The 17,358-nt window shown below is 72.2% G+C and carries 7 protein-coding genes and 1 pseudogene; 1 reads left to right on the forward strand and 7 read right to left on the reverse strand.

The annotated features are described in order from the left end of the window. Nucleotides 1–49: 49 nt before the first annotated feature. Together treS and ACSMXW_RS26775 are read right to left on the reverse strand one after the other, a co-directional pair. Nucleotides 50–1,741 (reverse strand): annotated as a pseudogene (gene treS, locus ACSMXW_RS26770) (maltose alpha-D-glucosyltransferase); the annotation flags it as partial. Continuing rightward, a complete protein-coding gene (locus ACSMXW_RS26775) occupies nucleotides 1,738–3,924 on the reverse strand; it encodes an alpha-1,4-glucan--maltose-1-phosphate maltosyltransferase (protein ID WP_485799996.1) in 2,187 nt (728 codons plus the stop codon). The pseudogene treS and the gene ACSMXW_RS26775, both read right to left, overlap by 4 nt. A 588-nt stretch (nucleotides 3,925–4,512) precedes the next feature. Between ACSMXW_RS26775 and glgP the strand changes: the two genes are divergently transcribed. After that, nucleotides 4,513–7,215, forward strand: a complete 2,703-nt coding sequence (glgP, locus tag ACSMXW_RS26780) for an alpha-glucan family phosphorylase (protein ID WP_485799998.1) — start codon at nucleotides 4,513–4,515, stop codon at nucleotides 7,213–7,215. 133 nt (nucleotides 7,216–7,348) lie between these two features. Here glgP and ACSMXW_RS26785 read toward each other — a convergent pair whose 3' ends face one another. The 5 genes from ACSMXW_RS26785 to ACSMXW_RS26805 all read right to left on the reverse strand — a co-directional run bounded on the left by ACSMXW_RS26785 (nucleotide 7,349) and on the right by ACSMXW_RS26805 (nucleotide 17,213). Further along, the gene (locus ACSMXW_RS26785; protein ID WP_485800000.1) at nucleotides 7,349–8,926 is read right to left on the reverse strand and encodes a M4 family metallopeptidase; all 1,578 of its coding nucleotides are present in this window, start codon (nucleotides 8,924–8,926) and stop codon (nucleotides 7,349–7,351) included. 300 nt (nucleotides 8,927–9,226) lie between these two features. Next, entirely contained in the window at nucleotides 9,227–11,335 is a 2,109-nt protein-coding gene (locus ACSMXW_RS26790; RefSeq protein ID WP_485800002.1) for a M4 family metallopeptidase, read from the reverse strand. Between the two features lie 740 nt (nucleotides 11,336–12,075). Beyond that, on the reverse strand, nucleotides 12,076–12,609 hold the full coding sequence (gene cpt / locus ACSMXW_RS26795; protein WP_485800004.1) for a chloramphenicol phosphotransferase CPT: 534 nt from the start codon (nucleotides 12,607–12,609) through the stop codon (nucleotides 12,076–12,078). A 312-nt stretch (nucleotides 12,610–12,921) separates the two neighbouring features. Continuing rightward, nucleotides 12,922–14,910 (reverse strand): ABC transporter ATP-binding protein, encoded by a 1,989-nt coding sequence (locus ACSMXW_RS26800; protein ID WP_485800006.1) that lies wholly within the window; start codon nucleotides 14,908–14,910, stop codon nucleotides 12,922–12,924. Continuing rightward, nucleotides 14,907–17,213 carry an ABC transporter ATP-binding protein gene (locus tag ACSMXW_RS26805; RefSeq protein ID WP_485800008.1) on the reverse strand — a complete coding sequence of 769 codons (2,307 nt, stop codon included), beginning with the start codon at nucleotides 17,211–17,213 and terminating at the stop codon, nucleotides 14,907–14,909. Before ACSMXW_RS26805 ends, ACSMXW_RS26800 begins: the two co-directional genes overlap by 4 nt. Nucleotides 17,214–17,358 lie beyond the last annotated feature (145 nt).

A 17,358-nucleotide genomic window follows, 5' to 3' on the forward strand; every position in this document is an offset into this window, starting at 1 on the left:
TCACCCCCGCCGTCGCCGCCGTCGCCACCGTCCCCGTGGGTGTGGCCGTGTCCTTGCGGAGCCGGAACCAGTAGAAGCCGTGGCCCGCCAGGGTGAGCAGGTACGGCCACTCGCCGATCGCGGGGAACCGCACCCCGCCGATCAGCTCCACCGGGTGGCGGCCCTCGAAGACCCGCAGGTCCAGCTCCGTCGGCTGGGCGAAGCGGGAGAAGTTGTGCACGCACAGCACCAGGTCGTCGCCGTACTCGCGCAGGAACGCCAGCACGGCGGGGTTGGTGGACGGCAGCTCCGTGTAGCTGCCCAGGCCGAACGCGGGGTTCTGCTTGCGGATCTCGATCATCCGGCGCGTCCAGTGCAGCAGCGAGGACGGCGAGGACATCGAGGCCTCGACATTGGTGACCTGGTAGCCGTAGACCGGGTCCATGATGGTCGGCAGGTAGAGCCGGCCCGGGTCGCAGGACGAGAAGCCGGCGTTGCGGTCCGGCGTCCACTGCATCGGGGTACGCACCGCGTCCCGGTCGCCCAGCCAGATGTTGTCGCCCATGCCGATCTCGTCGCCGTAGTAGAGGATCGGCGATCCGGGCAGCGAGAGCAGCAGGGCGGTGAACAGCTCGATCTGGTTGCGGTCGTTGTCGAGCAGCGGGGCGAGCCGGCGGCGGATGCCGATGTTCGCGCGCATCCGCGGATCTTTCGCGTACTCAGCGTACATGTAGTCACGTTCTTCGTCCGTGACCATTTCGAGGGTGAGTTCGTCGTGGTTGCGCAGGAAGATCCCCCACTGGCAACCGGACGGAATCTCCGGGGTCTTGGCGAGGATTTCCGAGACCGGGTAGCGCGACTCGCGCCTGACCGCCATGAAGATCCGCGGCATCACCGGGAAGTGGAAGGCCATATGGCATTCGTCGCCCCCCTTGCTGAAGTCGCCGAAATAGTCGACGACGTCCTCGGGCCACTGATTGGCCTCGGCCAGCAGCACGGTGTCCGGATAGTGGGCGTCGATCTCCGCGCGCACCCGCTTCAGCATGGCGTGCGTGGCGGGCAGGTTCTCGCAGTTGGTGCCCTCCTCCGCGTACAGGTACGGCACCGCGTCCAGACGGAACCCGTCGATGCCGAGGTCCAGCCAGAAGCGGAGGGCGGCGAGGATCTCCTCCTGCACCGCCGGGTTCTCGTAGTTGAGGTCCGGCTGGTGGGAGAAGAACCGGTGCCAGTAGTACTGCTTGCGGACCGGGTCGAAGGTCCAGTTGGAGGCCTCGGTGTCGACGAAGATGATCCGGGCGTCCTGGTACTGCTTGTCGTCGTCGGCCCAGACGTAGTAGTCGCCGTAGGGCCCGTCCGGGTTGCTGCGGGACTCCTGGAACCACGGGTGCTGGTCGCTGGTGTGGTTCATCACGAAGTCGATGATCACCCGCATGCCGCGGTGGTGCGCCGCGTCCACGAACTCCACGAAGTCGGCCAGGTCGCCGAACTCGGGCAGCACGGACGTGTAGTCCGACACGTCGTAACCGCCGTCGCGCAGCGGTGACTTGAAGAACGGCGGCAGCCAGAGGCAGTCCACGCCCAGCCACTGCAGGTAGTCGAGCTTGGCGGTGATGCCCTTGAGGTCGCCGATGCCGTCGCCGTTGCTGTCCTGGAAGGAGCGGACGAGGACTTCGTAGAAGACGGCGCGTTTGAACCACTCCGGGTCCCGGTCCTTTGCGGGAGTGTCCTCGAAGGTGTCCGGGACGGGTTCATTGACGATCATGATGTGGGTGACCCTCCGATCGGCGGGGACGGTCGCAGGACGGTGAACACGTGCGCGGGAGCGCGGCTCGGCTCCAGACACACGTAGTTGGCCCTGCCCCAGTGATAGGTCTCGCCGGTGAGCTCGTCGCGCACCAGCAGGGGCTCGTGCCAGTCGAACCCCAGCCGCGGCATGTCCAACGACACCGTGGTCTCGTGGGTGTGGTGGGGGTCGAGGTTTGCGACCACCAGAACCGTATTCGAGCCACGGGTGCCTGCGGCAGCTTTTGAGTAAGCAATCACCGAGTTGTCCTCGGTGTTGTGGAAGTGGAGGTTCCGCAACTGCTGCAGGGCGGGGTTGCGGCGCCGGATGCGGTTGAGTGCGGCAATCAGTGGTGCAATGGTCCGTCCCTCGCGTTCCGCCGCCTCCCAGTCACGGGGGCGCAATTCGTACTTCTCGCTGTGGAGGTACTCTTCGCTGCCCTCCCGCAGCGGAATGTTCTCACACAACTCGAAGCCGCTGTACACACCCCAGGACGGCGACAGCGTCGCGGCCAGCACGGCCCGCACCTCGAACGCGGGGCGCCCGCCTTTCTGCAGGTAGGAGTGGAGGATGTCCGGCGTGTTGACGAAGAGGTTGGGCCTCAGGTAGGCGGCTGTCTCGCCGGAGAGTTCGGTGAGGTATTCGGTGATCTCCCGCTTGGAATTGCGCCAGGTGAAATATGTGTACGACTGCTGGAAGCCGATCGCGGCCAGCGTGCGCAGCATGGCGGGCCGGGTGAACGCCTCGGCCAGGAAGATGACGTCGGGATCGGTGCGGTTGATGTCCGCGATGACCTGTTCCCAGAACACCACGGGTTTGGTGTGTGGATTGTCGACGCGGAAGATCCGCACCCCGTGCGCCATCCAGAAACGGATGATACGCAGCGTCTCCGCGACCAGGCCGGGCATGTCCTCGTCGAAATACAGCGGATAGATGTCCTGGTATTTCTTCGGGGGATTCTCCGCGTACGCGATGCTGCCGTCCGGGCGGTGCCGGAACCACTCGGGGTGCTCCTTGACCCAGGGGTGGTCGGGGGAGCACTGGAGCGCCAGGTCGAGCGCCACCTCCAGGCGCAGTGCCGCGGCCCGCCGCACGAACGCGTCGAAGTCGTCCAGGGTGCCCAGGTCCGGGTGGACGGCGTCGTGGCCGCCGTCCGCCGAGCCGATCGCCCAGGGCACGCCTACGTCACCGGGGCCCGCGGCGAGGGAGTTGTCCCGGCCCTTGCGGAAGGTCTCCCCGATGGGGTGGATGGGCGGCAGGTACACCACGTCGAAGCCCATCGCGGCGATGGCGGGGAGCCGTTCGGCGGCGGTGCGGAAGGTGCCGCTGACCGGGTGGCCCGCCGGTGCCTCCCGGGGCGTTCCGCCGGTCCGGTCGCCGTCCGCGGGTGCCGACGAGGCGGTGGGTGCCGCGGGGCCCACGGGGGTGGCCGGGCCTGTGGGTGTGGCCGGGCCTGTGGGTGGGGCCGGGTGCGCGGGTGCCGCCGGGCCCGTGCCGCCGGCTCGGTCGCCGTCCGCCGGGCGGGCCGGCAGCCGTGCGCCCTCGGAGCGCGGGAAGAACTCGTACCACGACCCGAACAGCGCGCGCTTGCGCTCCACCAGCAACGGCAGGCGCCTGGAGGCCGTCACCATCTCGCGCAGCGGGTGGCGGGCCAGCACCTCGTCCACCTCGGGCGCGAGCGCGGCGGCCAGCCGGTCGGCGGCCCGCCGGGAGGTGTCGCGCAGCGCGTCCGCGGCGGCGAGCACCACTTCGCGGCGGCCCCTGCTCTTGGGCACCCCGGCCGCCGCCCGGTCGTACAGCGCGGCGCCCTCGGCGAGCACCAGTTCGGTGTCGATGCCGGCCGGTACCTTGATGCGCGCGGTGCGCCGCCAGGTGGTGACCGGGTCGCCCCACCCCTCCACCAGGTAGCTCCAGCGGCCCTCCGCCGCGGGCGCGACCGTGGCCGTCCAGCGGTCGGTGCCCGGCGCCGTCTCGCGCATCGGCGTCCAGGGGGCGCTGCGGCCGTTCGGTCCGCGCAGCACCACGTTGGCGGCGACCGCCTCGTGGCCCTCGCGGAAGACGGTCGCGGTGATGTCGAACGCCTCGCCCACCACGGACTTGGCGGGCCGGCGGCCACAGTCGACGGAGGGGCGGACGTCCAGCACGGGGATACGGCCGATCATGAGATCACCTGATGGTTCAGCGGAGCGGGCGGTGTGGGCGGTGTGGACCTTGCGAGGGAGCGGGCGGTGCGGGCGGTGTGGACCTTGCGAGGGGAGCGGGCGGTACGGGCGGTGCGGACCTTGCGAGGGAGCGGGCAGGGCGGGCGGTGTGGGCGGTACGGGCCATGCGACAGGCGCGGGCGGCGCGGGACGAGACGCGGCGGGAGCGGGGCGGGCTCGGCGGGAAGCGAAGGTAAAGGTTGTTTTGACCTTTTTATCGGTGTGATGGACGACTGGCGGGCTGCGGGCATGGCCGCTCCTGTCCGCGTTCACTCAGTTCACTCAACTGGGGGTGTGCGCCTGGCGCTCGGCGCACCGGGGGAACCTTCCCCGGCGCCGCGGGGGCGCATTCGGTTGTTCGGTTCGTGCGCGCCCCCGCGAGGCAGCACGGGGGGCACGCCTTCTGACGGGGCGTCCATCGGCGCGCCGTGGTTGCGACCGGCCGCGCGCCGCTACCGTCCCCGGCCGCCCGGGTGTGTCCCGGCGCGGTCCGCGGTCGCCCGGGTGCGTCCCATTGCGTTGCCCGGAATGGATTGCAAAGGTGGATATGTGAAGGCAATCCGTCGGATCACCGTACGTCCCGTTCTTCCTGAGCCACTCCGTCCGCTCAGCCGACTCGCCCGTAATCTCCGCTGGTCCTGGCACCCGCCGACCCGCGACCTCTTCGCCTGCCTCGACCCCGAACGCTGGGCCGCCGCGGGCGGCGATCCCGTGCGGCTGCTCGGCAGCGTGCCACCGGCCCGCCTCGCCCGGCTCGCCGCCGACGAGGACTTCCTGCGGCGGCTCGCGGAGGCCGCCGCCGACCTCGACGACTACCTGACGGGGGAGCGCTGGTACCAGCAGCAGCCCGGCGACCTCCCCGCGGCCATCGCCTACTTCTCCCCGGAGTTCGGCATCACGGCCGCACTGCCGCAGTACTCCGGCGGCCTCGGCATCCTCGCCGGCGACCACCTCAAGGCCGCGAGCGACCTCGGCGTTCCGCTGATCGGCGTAGGGCTGCTCTACCGGCACGGCTACTTCCGCCAGAGCCTCGCCCACGACGGCTGGCAGCAGGAGCACTACCCGGTGCTCGACCCCCACGAGCTGCCGCTCAGCCCGCTCCACGAGGCCGACGGCACCCCCACCCGCGTCCGCCTCGCGCTGCCCGGCGGCCGGGACCTGCGGGCTCGCGTCTGGCGGGCCCAGGTCGGCCGGGTGCCGCTGCTGCTGCTCGACTCCGACGTGGAGGAGAACGACCCGCGCGAGCGCGACGTCACCGACCGCCTCTACGGCGGCGGCAGCGAGCACCGGCTCCTCCAGGAGATGCTGCTCGGCATGGGGGGCGTCCGCGCCGTCCGCGCCTACTGCCGGGTCACCGGCCATCCCGAGCCGGAGGTCTTCCACACCAACGAGGGCCACGCGGGCTTCCTCGGGGTGGAGCGCATCCGGGAGCTGGCCGGGCAGGGCCTCGACTTCGACGCGGCCCTGGAGGCGGTGCGCGCCGGCACCGTCTTCACCACCCACACCCCCGTGCCGGCCGGCATCGACCGCTTCGACGCCGACCTCGTCGCCCGCCACTTCGGCCCGGACGCCGAGCTGCCGGACAGCGACGTCGAGCGGGTGCTCAGACTCGGCAGGGAGACCTATCCGGGTGGCGACCCCGCGCTGTTCAACATGGCCGTCATGGGGCTCAGGCTCGGCCAGCGCGCCAACGGCGTCTCACTGCTGCACGGCCGGGTCAGCCGCGAGATGTTCGCGGGGCTGTGGCCCGGCTTCGACGCCGACGAGGTGCCCATCACCTCCGTCACCAACGGCGTGCACGCGCCGACCTGGACGGCGCCCGAGGTGCAGCGGCTCGCGGCCCGCGCGGCCGGCGCGGCCTCCGGCGGGACGGGCGCGGGCGCCGCGCAGGGCACCGGTCCCGCGGAGACCGGCGACGACGACCGCTGGGAGGCCCTCGCCGGCCTTTCCGACCAGGACCTCTGGCAGCTGAGAAGCGAGCTGCGCGGCCGGCTAGTGGCCGAGGTCAGGTCCCGGCTGTACGCGTCCTGGCGGCAGCGCGGCGCCGCACCCGCCGAGCTGGGCTGGATCGACCAGGTGCTCGACCCGGCCGTCCTCACCATCGGCTTCGCCCGCCGCGTCCCCTCCTACAAACGGCTCACCCTCATGCTGCGCGACCGCGACCGGCTCACCGGCCTGCTGCTGCACCCCGAGCGTCCGGTGCAGATCGTGGTGGCCGGCAAGGCGCACCCCGCGGACGACGGCGGCAAGCGCCTGGTGCAGGAGCTGGTGCGGTTCACCGACGACGAGCGGGTGCGGCACCGCATCGTCTTCCTGCCCGACTACGGCATGGGGATGGCGCAGCGGCTCTACCCGGGCTGCGACGTCTGGCTGAACAACCCCCTGCGACCCCTGGAGGCCTGCGGCACCTCCGGGATGAAGGCCGCCCTGAACGGCTGCCTCAACCTCTCCGTCCTGGACGGCTGGTGGGACGAGTGGTACGACCCCGACTTCGGCTGGGCCATCCCCACCGCGGACGGCCGGGACGCCGCCGGCCGCACCGGCGACGCCGGCTCCGGCCGGGCCGTGCTCGACGAGGACCGCCGGGACGACCTGGAGGCCGCGGCGCTCTACGACCTGCTGGAGCAGCGCATCGCGCCCCGCTTCTACGAGCGCGGCCCAAACGGCCTGCCGGACCGGTGGATCGAGATGGTCCGCCGCACCCTGAGCCGGCTCGGCCCCAAGGTGCTGGCCGACCGCATGGTCAAGGAGTACGTGGCACGCCTCTACACCCCGGCGGCCCACGCGCACCGCGCCCTCGGCGCCGACGCGGCCCGCGCGCTGGCGGCATGGAAGTCCCGGGTGCGCGCGGCCTGGCCCCGGGTGGCCGTCGACCATGTGGAGGCGTCCGGTGCGGCGAGCACCGCGGAGCTGGGCGCCACCCACGCGCTGCGGGTCCGGGTCCGGCTCGGCGACCTGGGCCCGGACGACGTCGAGGTCCAGGCGGTCACCGGCCGCGTCGACACCGAGGACCGGATCACCGGGGCGACGTCCTTCCCGCTGAAGCCGGCCTCCGGCCCCGACCTGGAGGGCCGCTGGAGCTACGAGGGCCCGCTGACCCTGGACCGTACGGGGCCCTTCGGCTACACCGTCCGCGTCCTGCCCTGTCACCCGCTGCTCGCCTCGGGCGCCGAACTGGGCCTGGTCGCACTCCCCGACGACGGCACCGCCGCGGTGGGGGAGGGCGAGGAGGCGGGGGTGGTGCTGCGGTAATGCCGGGGGCAGAACGGGGGCGTCGGCCCCCGGCAGGGGGTCGGGACATGCCGGCGGGCGGCACCCGGGCCGAGGGCCCGGGTGCCGCCCGCCTCTTGCCGTCGCGGGCAACGAAGCCCGCTGCCACCGTGTGTCAGGACACGTTGACACCCGCCCAGGCCGCGTCGACGGCCTTGTACTCGGCGGAGTCCTGGCCGTACAGGTCGGCCGCCGCGCTGAGGGTGCCCTCGCGGGCCCCGGCGTAGTCGGTGTCCGACGTGAAGTACTCGGTCAGGGCCTTGTACCAGATCTGCTCGGCCTTGTCCCGGCCGATCCCGGTGACCGTGGACCCGTCGGAGGTCGGCGAGTCGTAGTCCACGCCGTTGATCGTCTTCTTGCCGCTGCCCTCGGAGAGCAGGTAGAAGAAGTGGTTGGCGATGCCGGAGGAGTAGTGGACGTCCGTCTTGCCGGCGTCCGCGCTCCAGGAGTCCAGGGACGCGCCGTCCTTGCTCGGCTTGTCCATGTAGCGCAGCGGGGTGCCGTCGCCGTTGATGTCGATCTCTTCGCCGATGAGGTAGTCGCCCGGGTCCTCGGAGTTGTCGGCGTAGAACTCCACCGAGGTGCCGAAGATGTCGCTGGTGGCCTCGTTCAGGCCACCGGACTCACCGCTGTAGATGAGACCGGCGGTGGCGGCGGTGACGCCGTGGCTCATCTCGTGTGCGGCCACGTCGAGGGCGGTCAGCGGCGCCTTGTTGCCCGCGCCGTCGCCGTACGTCATGCAGAAGCAGGAGTCGTCCCAGAACGCGTTGACGTAGTTGTCGCCGTAGTGGACCCGGGAGTAGGCGCCCACGCCGTCGCCCTTGATGCCCGAGCGGCCGTGCACGTCCTTGTAGTAGTCCCACGTCTCGGCGGCGCCGTAGGCGGCGTCGACGGCGGCGGTGGCCGGGTCGTCGACCGTGCCGTCGCCCCACTTGTCGTCGTCGTCCGTGAAGAGCGTGCCCTTGCCGTTGACATCGTTGTCGAGGTTGTACGTGCTGTGCCCGCCGCGGTCGCCGTCGGTCAGCTCGTAGGTGTCGCCGTTCTTGGTGGTGCCGAGCTCCACCGTGCCGCTGAACTCGCTCTCACCGGTGCCGGTGTGCACGGCGTCGTACTGGAAGAGCTTCTTGCCGGTGGCCGCGTCCGTGATGACGTGCAGCTTCTGGGGCGTGCCGTCCTCGGCCGTGCCCTTCACGACCTTCTCGTACGCCAGGGTCGGCTTGCCGGAGGCGGCCCAGACGACCTTGCGCGCGCCCTCGGGGGCGGCCTTCGCGGCCAGGGTGCCGGTGCCGGTGGGGACGGCGATGCTGCCCTGGGCGGCGCGGGTGACGCCCTTGGTCGTACCGGTCTTGGTCTCGTGGACGATCAGGTCGCCGCCGAGCACGGGCAGGCCGGCGTAGGTGCGCTCGTAGCGGGTGTGGGTGGTGCCGTTGCGGTCCTTGACGACGTCCTTGACGACAAGCTTCTCCTTGTCGCTCAGGCCGAGTGCCTTCGCCGTCTCGGCCGTCTTCGCCTGGGCGGCCTTGATCAGGTCGGTGTGCGCGGCCGCGGAGAGGTTCATGGGGGCGGCGGCCAGGGTGGACGGCTGCGGCTGGGCGGAGGCCGGTCCAGAGACACCGGAGGCGATCAGCGCGCCGGCGGCCACGGTGGTGGCGATGGCCAGGATCTTGCCTCTGCGAGATATGTGGGGGGTCACGCAGGCTCCTTGTGATGTTGTGGTGGGGGACCCGGAGACGTGGGGGACTCCGGGCGACACAGTGAGGTGCGAAGCACACCTGCCCGGGCAGCCTGTCATTTACCTCTTGTACATGTCATGAGTACATACCAAGGTTGGCCGGAAACCATCGACGAATTGGGTGCTTCTGCACGCAATACCGATGAAATGTTCCGGATCCCCGCCGTACCCCGAACGAGGGCGCCGCACCCGGGAGTCGTCCCAGGTGCGGCGCCTTCTCGTGCGTGCCGCGCGTGCGGTGCGGCGGCGGTGCGGGCCCGGCTAGAAGGTGAGCTTCCAGCCGTTGATGTAACCGCTGTCCTGCGCCGCGGTGTCCTGGACCCGGAGCTTCCAGGTGCCGTTGGCGGCCACCGAGGAGGCGTCCACCGTGTAGGTCTCCTGGACGTCCTGGCCGGAATCAAATGGGTCGGCGTCCTTCAGCCTGGCGGTCGAGCCGTCCGGGGCCACCAGGTCGATGACCAGGTCACCGCGGTAGGTGTGCGTGATGTCGACCGAGACCGCGAGGTCGCTGGGGGCGTTGCCGCTGATCCCGCTGACCGTGAGGGACGAGGTACCGGTGCCCCGGTCCGGGATGGCCACCTGGGTGCTGCTCTCGAAGGTGGTGCCGGTGCCCGGGTCGCTGCCGCCGGGCCGCGAGCCGACCTTGATGGCCGCCCAGGCGTCCGCCACCGACTTGTACTCGGCCGAGTCCGTGCCGTACAGGTCGCCCGCGACGGCCAGCGTCCCGGTGCGCGCGGCCGCGTAGTTGGTCGTCGAGGTGAACTTGGTGGTCAGCGCCTTGTACCAGATCAGCGCGGCCTTGTCCCGGCCGATCCCGGTCACCGGCAGCCCGTCCGCGGTCGGCGAGTCGTAGCTCACGCCGTTGATCGTCTTCTTGCCGCTGCCCTCGGAGAGCAGGTAGAAGAAGTGGTTCGCGGGCCCTGACGAGTAGTGCACGTCCAGGCGGCCGAGGCTGGAGGACCAGGCGTCCGGCGAGACGCCGTCGCGGCTGGGCTTGTCCTGGTAGCGCAGCGGGGTGCCGTCGCCGTTGATGTCGATCTTCTCGCCGATGAGGTAGTCGCCCGGGTCGGACGGGTTGTTGGCGTAGAACTCGACGGCGGAGGCGAAGATGTCGCTGGTGGCCTCGTTCAGGCCGCCGGACTCACCGCTGTAGTTGAGGCCCGCGGTGGCCGACGTGACGCCGTGGGTCATCTCGTGCGCGGCCACGTCGATCGAGGTCAGCGGCGAGGTGTTGCCGACGCCGTCGCCGTAGGTCATGCAGAAGCAGGAGTCGTCCCAGAACGCGTTGACGTACTGGTTCCCGTAGTGCACCCGCGAGTACGCGCCGACGCCGTCCCCGCGGATGCCGGTGCGGCCGTGCACGTTCTTGTAGTAGTCCCAGGTCAGCGCCGCCCCGTAGTGCGCGTCCGCGGCGGCCGTCTCGGAGTTGGTGGGCTGCCCGTTGCCCCAGACGTCGTCGGCGCCCGAGTAGAGCGTCCCGGTGCCGGAGGTGCGGCCCGCCAGGTTGTACGTCTTGTGGTTGCCGCGGCCGGTGTCCGTGAGGGTGTACGTCGAGCCGGACTGCTGGGTGCCGAGGGTCACCGTGCCGCTGTACTCGGTGTTGCCGGTGCCGTTCTCGATGCCCTGCCAGCTGTAGAGCTGCTTGCCGGTGGAGGCGTCGGTGATCACGTGCAGCTGGTTGGGGGTGCCGTCGTCCTGGAGCCCGCCGACCACGGTCTCGTAGGCGAGCACCGGCGTGCCCTGGGCCAGCCAGACCACCTTGCGCGGGGCCTTGTCGGTGTCCGCCTTCTCGGCGCCCTTCGCCGTGGCGGCGCCCAGCGCCTGCTTCTCGGCGGTGGTGGGCGCGACGGTGGCGGTGGTGTCCACGGTCCCCAGGTGGGTGCGGACCGCGGGGGTGATGCCCTTGGCCGCGCCGCCCGTGGAGTCGACGACGAGGTCGCCGCCGAGCACCGGCAGGCCCGCGTAGGTGCGCTCGTAGCGGGTGTGCAGGGTGCCGTCGGCGTCCTTGACGACATCGCGGACCAGCAGCTTCTCCTTCGCGCCGAGGCCGAGCTCCTGGGCGGTGTCCGCGGTGGCGGCGGAGGCCTGCTTGATCAGCGCGGTGCGCTGGGCGGGGGAGAGGTCGACGGGCAGCGCGCCCTCGTGGACCTTGCCGAGCGCCGCCGCGGGGTGGCCGACGGTGGCCTGCTGCGCGGGGTGTGCGTCGGCGGCGGCCACGCCGGCCTGGGCGCCGATGGACAGCAGCGCGGCGATGGCGACGAACGCGCCGGCCGCGGTGGCCGGTCTGTGGGGGGTGCGGCTGTGGGCGGCGCTGCTCCTGCGTGCGGCGCTCCCACGGGTGGTGCCTCTGCGGGGGGTGTGTCTCAACACGGTCTCCTTCTGCGTGGCCGGATGAGGCGGCCAGGGTCGACCGGACGGCGGGTGGCCGTCCGGGCAGTACAGGGCGGAACCATGTGCGGGACGTGCGGGTGCGGGTCCCGGACGTGCGCGACGTCCGGGTACGGGCCCGGACGCGCGAGGCACCCGGGTGTGGGCCCGGGCGTGCGGGACGTCCGAGCGGGTGCGCAGCCCGGTCGCGAGGGCCGGCCGGCTGAGCGGACGGTTCCGGACGCGGCGACCGACCGGTGGAGAAGATGTGACCGAGCTGTGCGGTGGCTGAGGGGAAGCGTGACAGTCGCGCGAGGGATTTGTCAGGAGCGCATCAATAGGTTGGCCGGAAAGGTCCCGTTGCCCGGACGACGGTGTCCGATAAGCGGACCGTCTGGTCTTGGTGGCTGGGCGGGTGCGCGGAGGCGCGGGCGTGTCGATGGTGGTTAGGGGTGGTGATGGGGGGTGGTGGCGAACGGTCCCGGAGCGCCGTGGGGTGGGGGAGGGGTGGGCGTGGGGGTGGCCGAAATGGTCGTGGGGACGTAGGGGTGGGTGCGGGGACGTGCAGGGGCGCGGGGACGTAAAGGGCGGGGGACGTGAAGGGGCGCGGCGACGTAAGGGGGCGCGGCGACGTGCAGGGGCGCGTGGAGGTGAAGTGGCCCGGCGAGCGCGGGCGTAGGTGACGACGTGCCATTATCGGGCTGTGGCCCGGTCAGGGGCCCGCCCGCACCCCGGACGTCCGGTCAGACCACGTGGGCCGCGATGGTGCGCGCGCACTCGACGGACTCGGCGTTGCCGGTGTCGACCTCGACGTCGTAGACGACGCCCTTGTGCACCATCTCGGCCTGCGAGGCCGCCATCCCGTGTACCCGGTCGCCCCGGGCCAGCTCCCGGCCTGCCGCGATCTCCGGGTCGCACCGGACGCCGACCCACAGGACCTCCAGGCCGGCGAGGTGCCCGCGGAGGCGGTCCTGCGACGCACCGCCGCCGAGGAAGACGTCGTCGAGGATGATCCGGGCCCCGGCCCGTGCCATCGTGGCGATGCCCGCCGTCCAGGCGGCCTCGGCCTCGCGGAAACCGTCGCCGACCGCGACCTCACCGCCCTGCCCCAACTCGATGCCCGCCCCGGACTGCAGCAGCGACGGCGGCAGTGCCTCGACGAGATCGTCCACGCCGAGGCTGAGCCACGGCTCGGGAAGAATCGCTTTCAGACAGCGGGAAATGCCGGTCTTGCCGGAGCTGGACCCGCCGTTGAGAACGATGATCTGAGTCGTCACCGGACCGGTACGCCTTCCAAGGCGATTCGCCCCATCTTCTTGTCCTTCCCGTCGTGCGGCCGGTAGCCGGAGACCGCATGGTACTGACCGCCGGGTCGCCCCAGGCCCCCACGACCCTCTCTCGGCGCGCTCGCCGAAGACGACCGGTGGTCATGCCAACGACGACCGGCCGCGGGTCCGGGGCCCCGGTGACGAAGGGGACGGAACCCGGAGCCGGGGTCAGCCGAACGCCTGAGCCGGGGTCAGCCGAACGCCTGAGCCGGGGCCAGCCCGACGCCTGAGCCGAAGTCGGCCGAACCGCCTGAGCCGGGGTCAGCCGGCGACGCTTTCTCGCCACGCCCGGTGCAGGTCGGCGAAGGCGCCCGTGTCCGCGATGAGTTCCGAGGGGGGACCGTCCTCGATGACGCGGCCGTCCGCCATGACGAGCACCCGGTCGGCGATCTCCACCGTGGAGAGCCGGTGGGCGATCACCATGGCCGTCCGGCCCCGCAGCACGGTGTGCATGGCACGCTGCACGGCCCGCTCTCCCGGGATGTCCAGCGAGCTCGTCGCCTCGTCCAGGATCAGCACCGCGGGGTCCGCGAGCAGCGCCCGCGCGAACGCCACCAGTTGCCGCTGGCCCGCCGAGATCCGGCCACCCCGCTTGCGTACGTCGGTGTCGTAGCCGTCCGGCAGCGAAGCGATGAAGTCGTGCGCCCCGATCGCCTTCGCGGCCTGCTCGATCTCCTCCCGGGTGGCGTCCGGGCGGCCGATGGCGATGTTCTCGGCGACCGTGCCGGAGAACAGGAAGGCCTCCTGGGTCACCATCACCACGCCGCGCCGCAGGTCGGGCATGGAGAGGTCGCGCAGGTCCGTGCCGTCGAGCAGGACCCTGCCCTCCGTGGGGTCGTAGAACCGCGCCAGCAGCTTCGCCAGCGTCGACTTGCCCGCGCCGGTCGAGCCCACCACGGCCACCGTCTGGCCGGCCGGGATGCTCAGGTCGAAGCGGGGCAGCACCTCGCCGCCCGTGCGGTACGCGAAGCGCACGCCCTCGAACGTCACCGCGCGCCCCGGTCGGCCGGGCTCGCGCTCCGGCAGGGGCTTCGGAGCGGTCGGCTCCGGAACGGTCGGGGTCTGCGCCAGCAGGCCCGCGATCTTCTCCAGGGAGGCCGCGGCGGACTGGTACGAGTTCAGGAACATCCCCAGCCGGTCGATCGGGTCGTACAGTCGCCGCAGGTACAGCACCGCCGCAGCCAGCACACCCAGCGCCAGCGAACCGCTCGCGACCCGGTAGGCCCCCCAGAGCACGATCGCGGCCACCGCGGTGTTGGCGACCAGCCGCGAACCGATCACATAGCGGGCCATCTCCAGCAGCGAGTCCCCGTTCAGCCGCTCATGGCGGCGGTTGAGCACGTCGAACGCGGCGTCGTTCGCCTTCTCCCGACGGAACGCGCGTACCGGCCGGATGCCGTTCATCGTCTCCGTGAACTTCACGATGACGGCGGCGATCGCCGTCGACCGCAGCGCGAAGATCCGTCCCGCCCGCCGGCGGTACATCCGCACCAGCAGGTACAGCGGCCCGAAGGACAGCACGGCCACCGATCCCAGGCTGAGATCCAGCCAGAGCAGCATCGCCGAGATGTAGACGAACGACAGGATGACGGTGATCAGCTCCTGAAGCCCCTCGCTCAGCAGCTCCCGCAGCGACTCGACGTCCGTGGTGGACCGGGCGATCAGCCGTCCGGAGGTGTAACGCTCGTGGAAGTCGATGCTGAGGGCCTGCGCGTGCCGGAAGATCCGGCCGCGCAGGTCGAGCAGGACGTCCTGGTTCACACGGGCCGAGGCGATGATGAACGCGTACTGGAGGCCGCCGGAGGCCAGCGCACAGAGCACATAGCCGGCGCCGACCGCGACCAGCGGCCCGTAGTCGTCGTGCCGCGCGGCGGGGGCGCCGCGGTCGATGGCGTAGGCGACCAGCAGTGGGCCCGCCTGGACGGCGGCCTGCTGGAGAAGCAGCAGCAGCGTGGTGACGGCGACTCGGGCGCGCATCGGGGCGAGCAGGGAGCGCAACAGGGCGCCTGTTGCGCCCTTGGGGGCGGGCAGGGCGTCGCGGTCGAAGGGATCGCCGGCGGGTGCGGGTGCGGGTGCGGGTGCGGGCGTGGTGCCGGTGCCGTCGGTGCCTCCCTTGCCGGTGGTGGCCGCGGTGCCGGTGGCGTTTCCGGTGCCGTCGGAGCCCGCGGTGCCGTTGGCGGTGGTGCCGCCGGTGCCGGTTTCGTCGTCGCCGTCGGCATCCGGTGCGGTGCTGGTGGACGCCGTCGTCATCGGTCCTTCCTCCCTGCGGGTGCGGGTGCGGGTGCGGGTGCGGGTGCCGGGGCGGGTGCCGGGGCGGGCCGGGCCTCGGCCGGGGCGAGCGCGGGCGCGGGGGCGGGGGCGGATCCGGGCGGGGCCGCCGCGTCCTCGGGGTCCGTGGCCGACATCAGCCAGGCGTAGGTGGCGTTGCCACGCAGCAGCTCCTGGTGGGTGCCGACGGCGGTGATCCGGCCCTCGTCGAGGAGCGCGACATGGTCGGCGAGCAGCACCGTGGAGGGGCGGTGCGCCACGACGAGCGCGGTGGTGTCCGCGAGCACGCGGCGCAGAGCGGCCTCCACCAGCGCCTCCGTGTGCACGTCGAGCGCGGACAGCGGGTCGTCCAGGACCAGGAAGCGGGGGCGGCCCACCACCGCCCTGGCCAGCGCCAGCCGCTGCCGCTGCCCGCCGGACAGGCTCAGCCCCTGCTCCCCGACCTGGGTGGCGGGCCCCTGCGGCAACTGGTCCACGAACTCCGCCTGCGCCACGGCCAGGGCGCGGCGCAGCTCCGCTTCGCCCGCGGCGTGCGCCGCGCCCATCAGGACGTTCTCCGCGACGGTCGCCGAGAACAGTGTGGGCTCCTCGAACGCCACGGCGACCAGCGTGCGCAGCCGTGCGCGGGGGATCGCCGTGATGTCCTCACCGTCCAGGGTGATGCGGCCGGCAGTCGGCTCGTGCAGCCGGGGGACGAGGGCGGTGAGGGTCGTCTTGCCGCTGCCGGTGGCGCCCACCAGCGCCATGGTCTCGCCGGGCGCGATGTGCAGGTCGATGCGGCGCAGCACGGGTGGAGCGGACTCAGGTGCGTCCGGGTAGCGGAACTCCACGGCCTCGAAGCGGAGGCCGGCGGCGGTCCGGGTGCGGGTGGCGGCTCGTGCGCCGGGGGTGGGCTGGGTGCCGGTGCCGGTGCCGGTGCCGGTGCCCGTGGCGGTGCCGGTGGGACGGGGGCCGGGGGTGGGCTGGGTGCCGGTGCCTGCGGGACGGGCGCCGTTCGTCCCGCAGGGGGCCTCGGCCGGCCCGGCCGTCACGGTGCCGACCGCGGCGGTGCCGTCCACAGCGGTGCCGTCAGGCGGGGTCAACTCCGGAGGTGTGCCGCCCGCCGGGGTGCCGTCCGCCGGGGTGCCGTCCGACTCGGGATCCGCCGTCTCCCGTTCCTCGTCCATCACCTCGAAGTACCGCTCCGTGGCCGTCGCCGACTCCTGGGTCATGGCCAGCAGGAAGCCGATGGACTCGATGGGCCAGCGCAGCGCCAGGGCCGTGGAGAGGAACGCCACCAGCGTGCCCGCCGAGACCGTGCCGTCCGCCACCTGGAGGGTGCCGAGCACCAGCGCGGCGCCGATGGCCAGCTCCGGCAGCGTCATGATGACGGCCCAGATCGACGCGAGCAGCCTGGCCTTGGCCAGTTCCGTGCCCCGCAGGGTGCGCGCCAGCGTGCGGAAGGCGTGCGCCTGGCTGCGGTGCCGGCCGAAGCCCTTGATGATGCGGATGCCGAGGACGCCCTCCTCGACGACCGTCGTCAGATCGCCCACCTGGTCCTGGGCGCGGCGGGCCACGGTGGAGTACCGCGTCTCGAAGTACGCGCACACCACCATGAGCGGCACCGCGGGCGCCAGCAGCACCAGTCCCAGGGTCCACTGCTGGGCCAGCAGGATGACCACGCCGATCAGGATCGTCGCCCCGTTCACCAGCAGGAACGTCAACGGGAAGGCCAGGAACATGCGCAGCAGCATCAGGTCCGTGGTGGCCCGGGACAGCAGCTGGCCCGACGCCCAGCGGTCGTGGAAGGCGACCGGCAGCCGCTGGAGGTGGCGGTACAGGTCGCCGCGCATCTCCGCCTCCACGCCCGCGAGCGGGCGCGCCACCAGCCAGCGGCGCAGCCCGAACAGGCCCGCCTCCGCGATGCCGAGCAGGAGCAGGTAGAGCGCGCCCAGCCAGACGCCGCCCGGGTCCCGGTGCGCCACCGGGTCGTCGACGATCCACTTCAGGACGAGCGGGATCACCAGCCCCACACTCGACGCGACTATCGCGATGGCCGCCGCGCCGAACAGCCGGCCTCGCACCCGGCGCACATAGGGCCACAGCCGCAGGAGGGAGCGCGCCGTGGAGTGATCCCTGGCGGGTGCGGCCGCTGCGTCCGGCGTGCCCGGTGTGGCCAGCGTGCCCGGTGTGGCCGGCGTGCCCGCCGCGGCCGATGCCCCGGGCGCGGCGGGCCCGGAGGAGATCGGCTCGGGGGACGGCTCGGCGGCGGGGTCGGGCAGCGTGGGTGCAGGGCTCTCGGACATCAGTGGCGAGCCTACGGTTTGCCACTGACACCGCCCACCGGATTTCGGCCCATGGTGGGCGGACCGGCCTCGTCCGCTGGTCCTAGTCCAGCCGGGCCGAGGGCGGGGCCACGGGTCCGGACCACCGGGCTCCCGGTGCAGTCGG

The organism is Streptomyces sp. DSM 116793 (assembly GCF_057320905.1).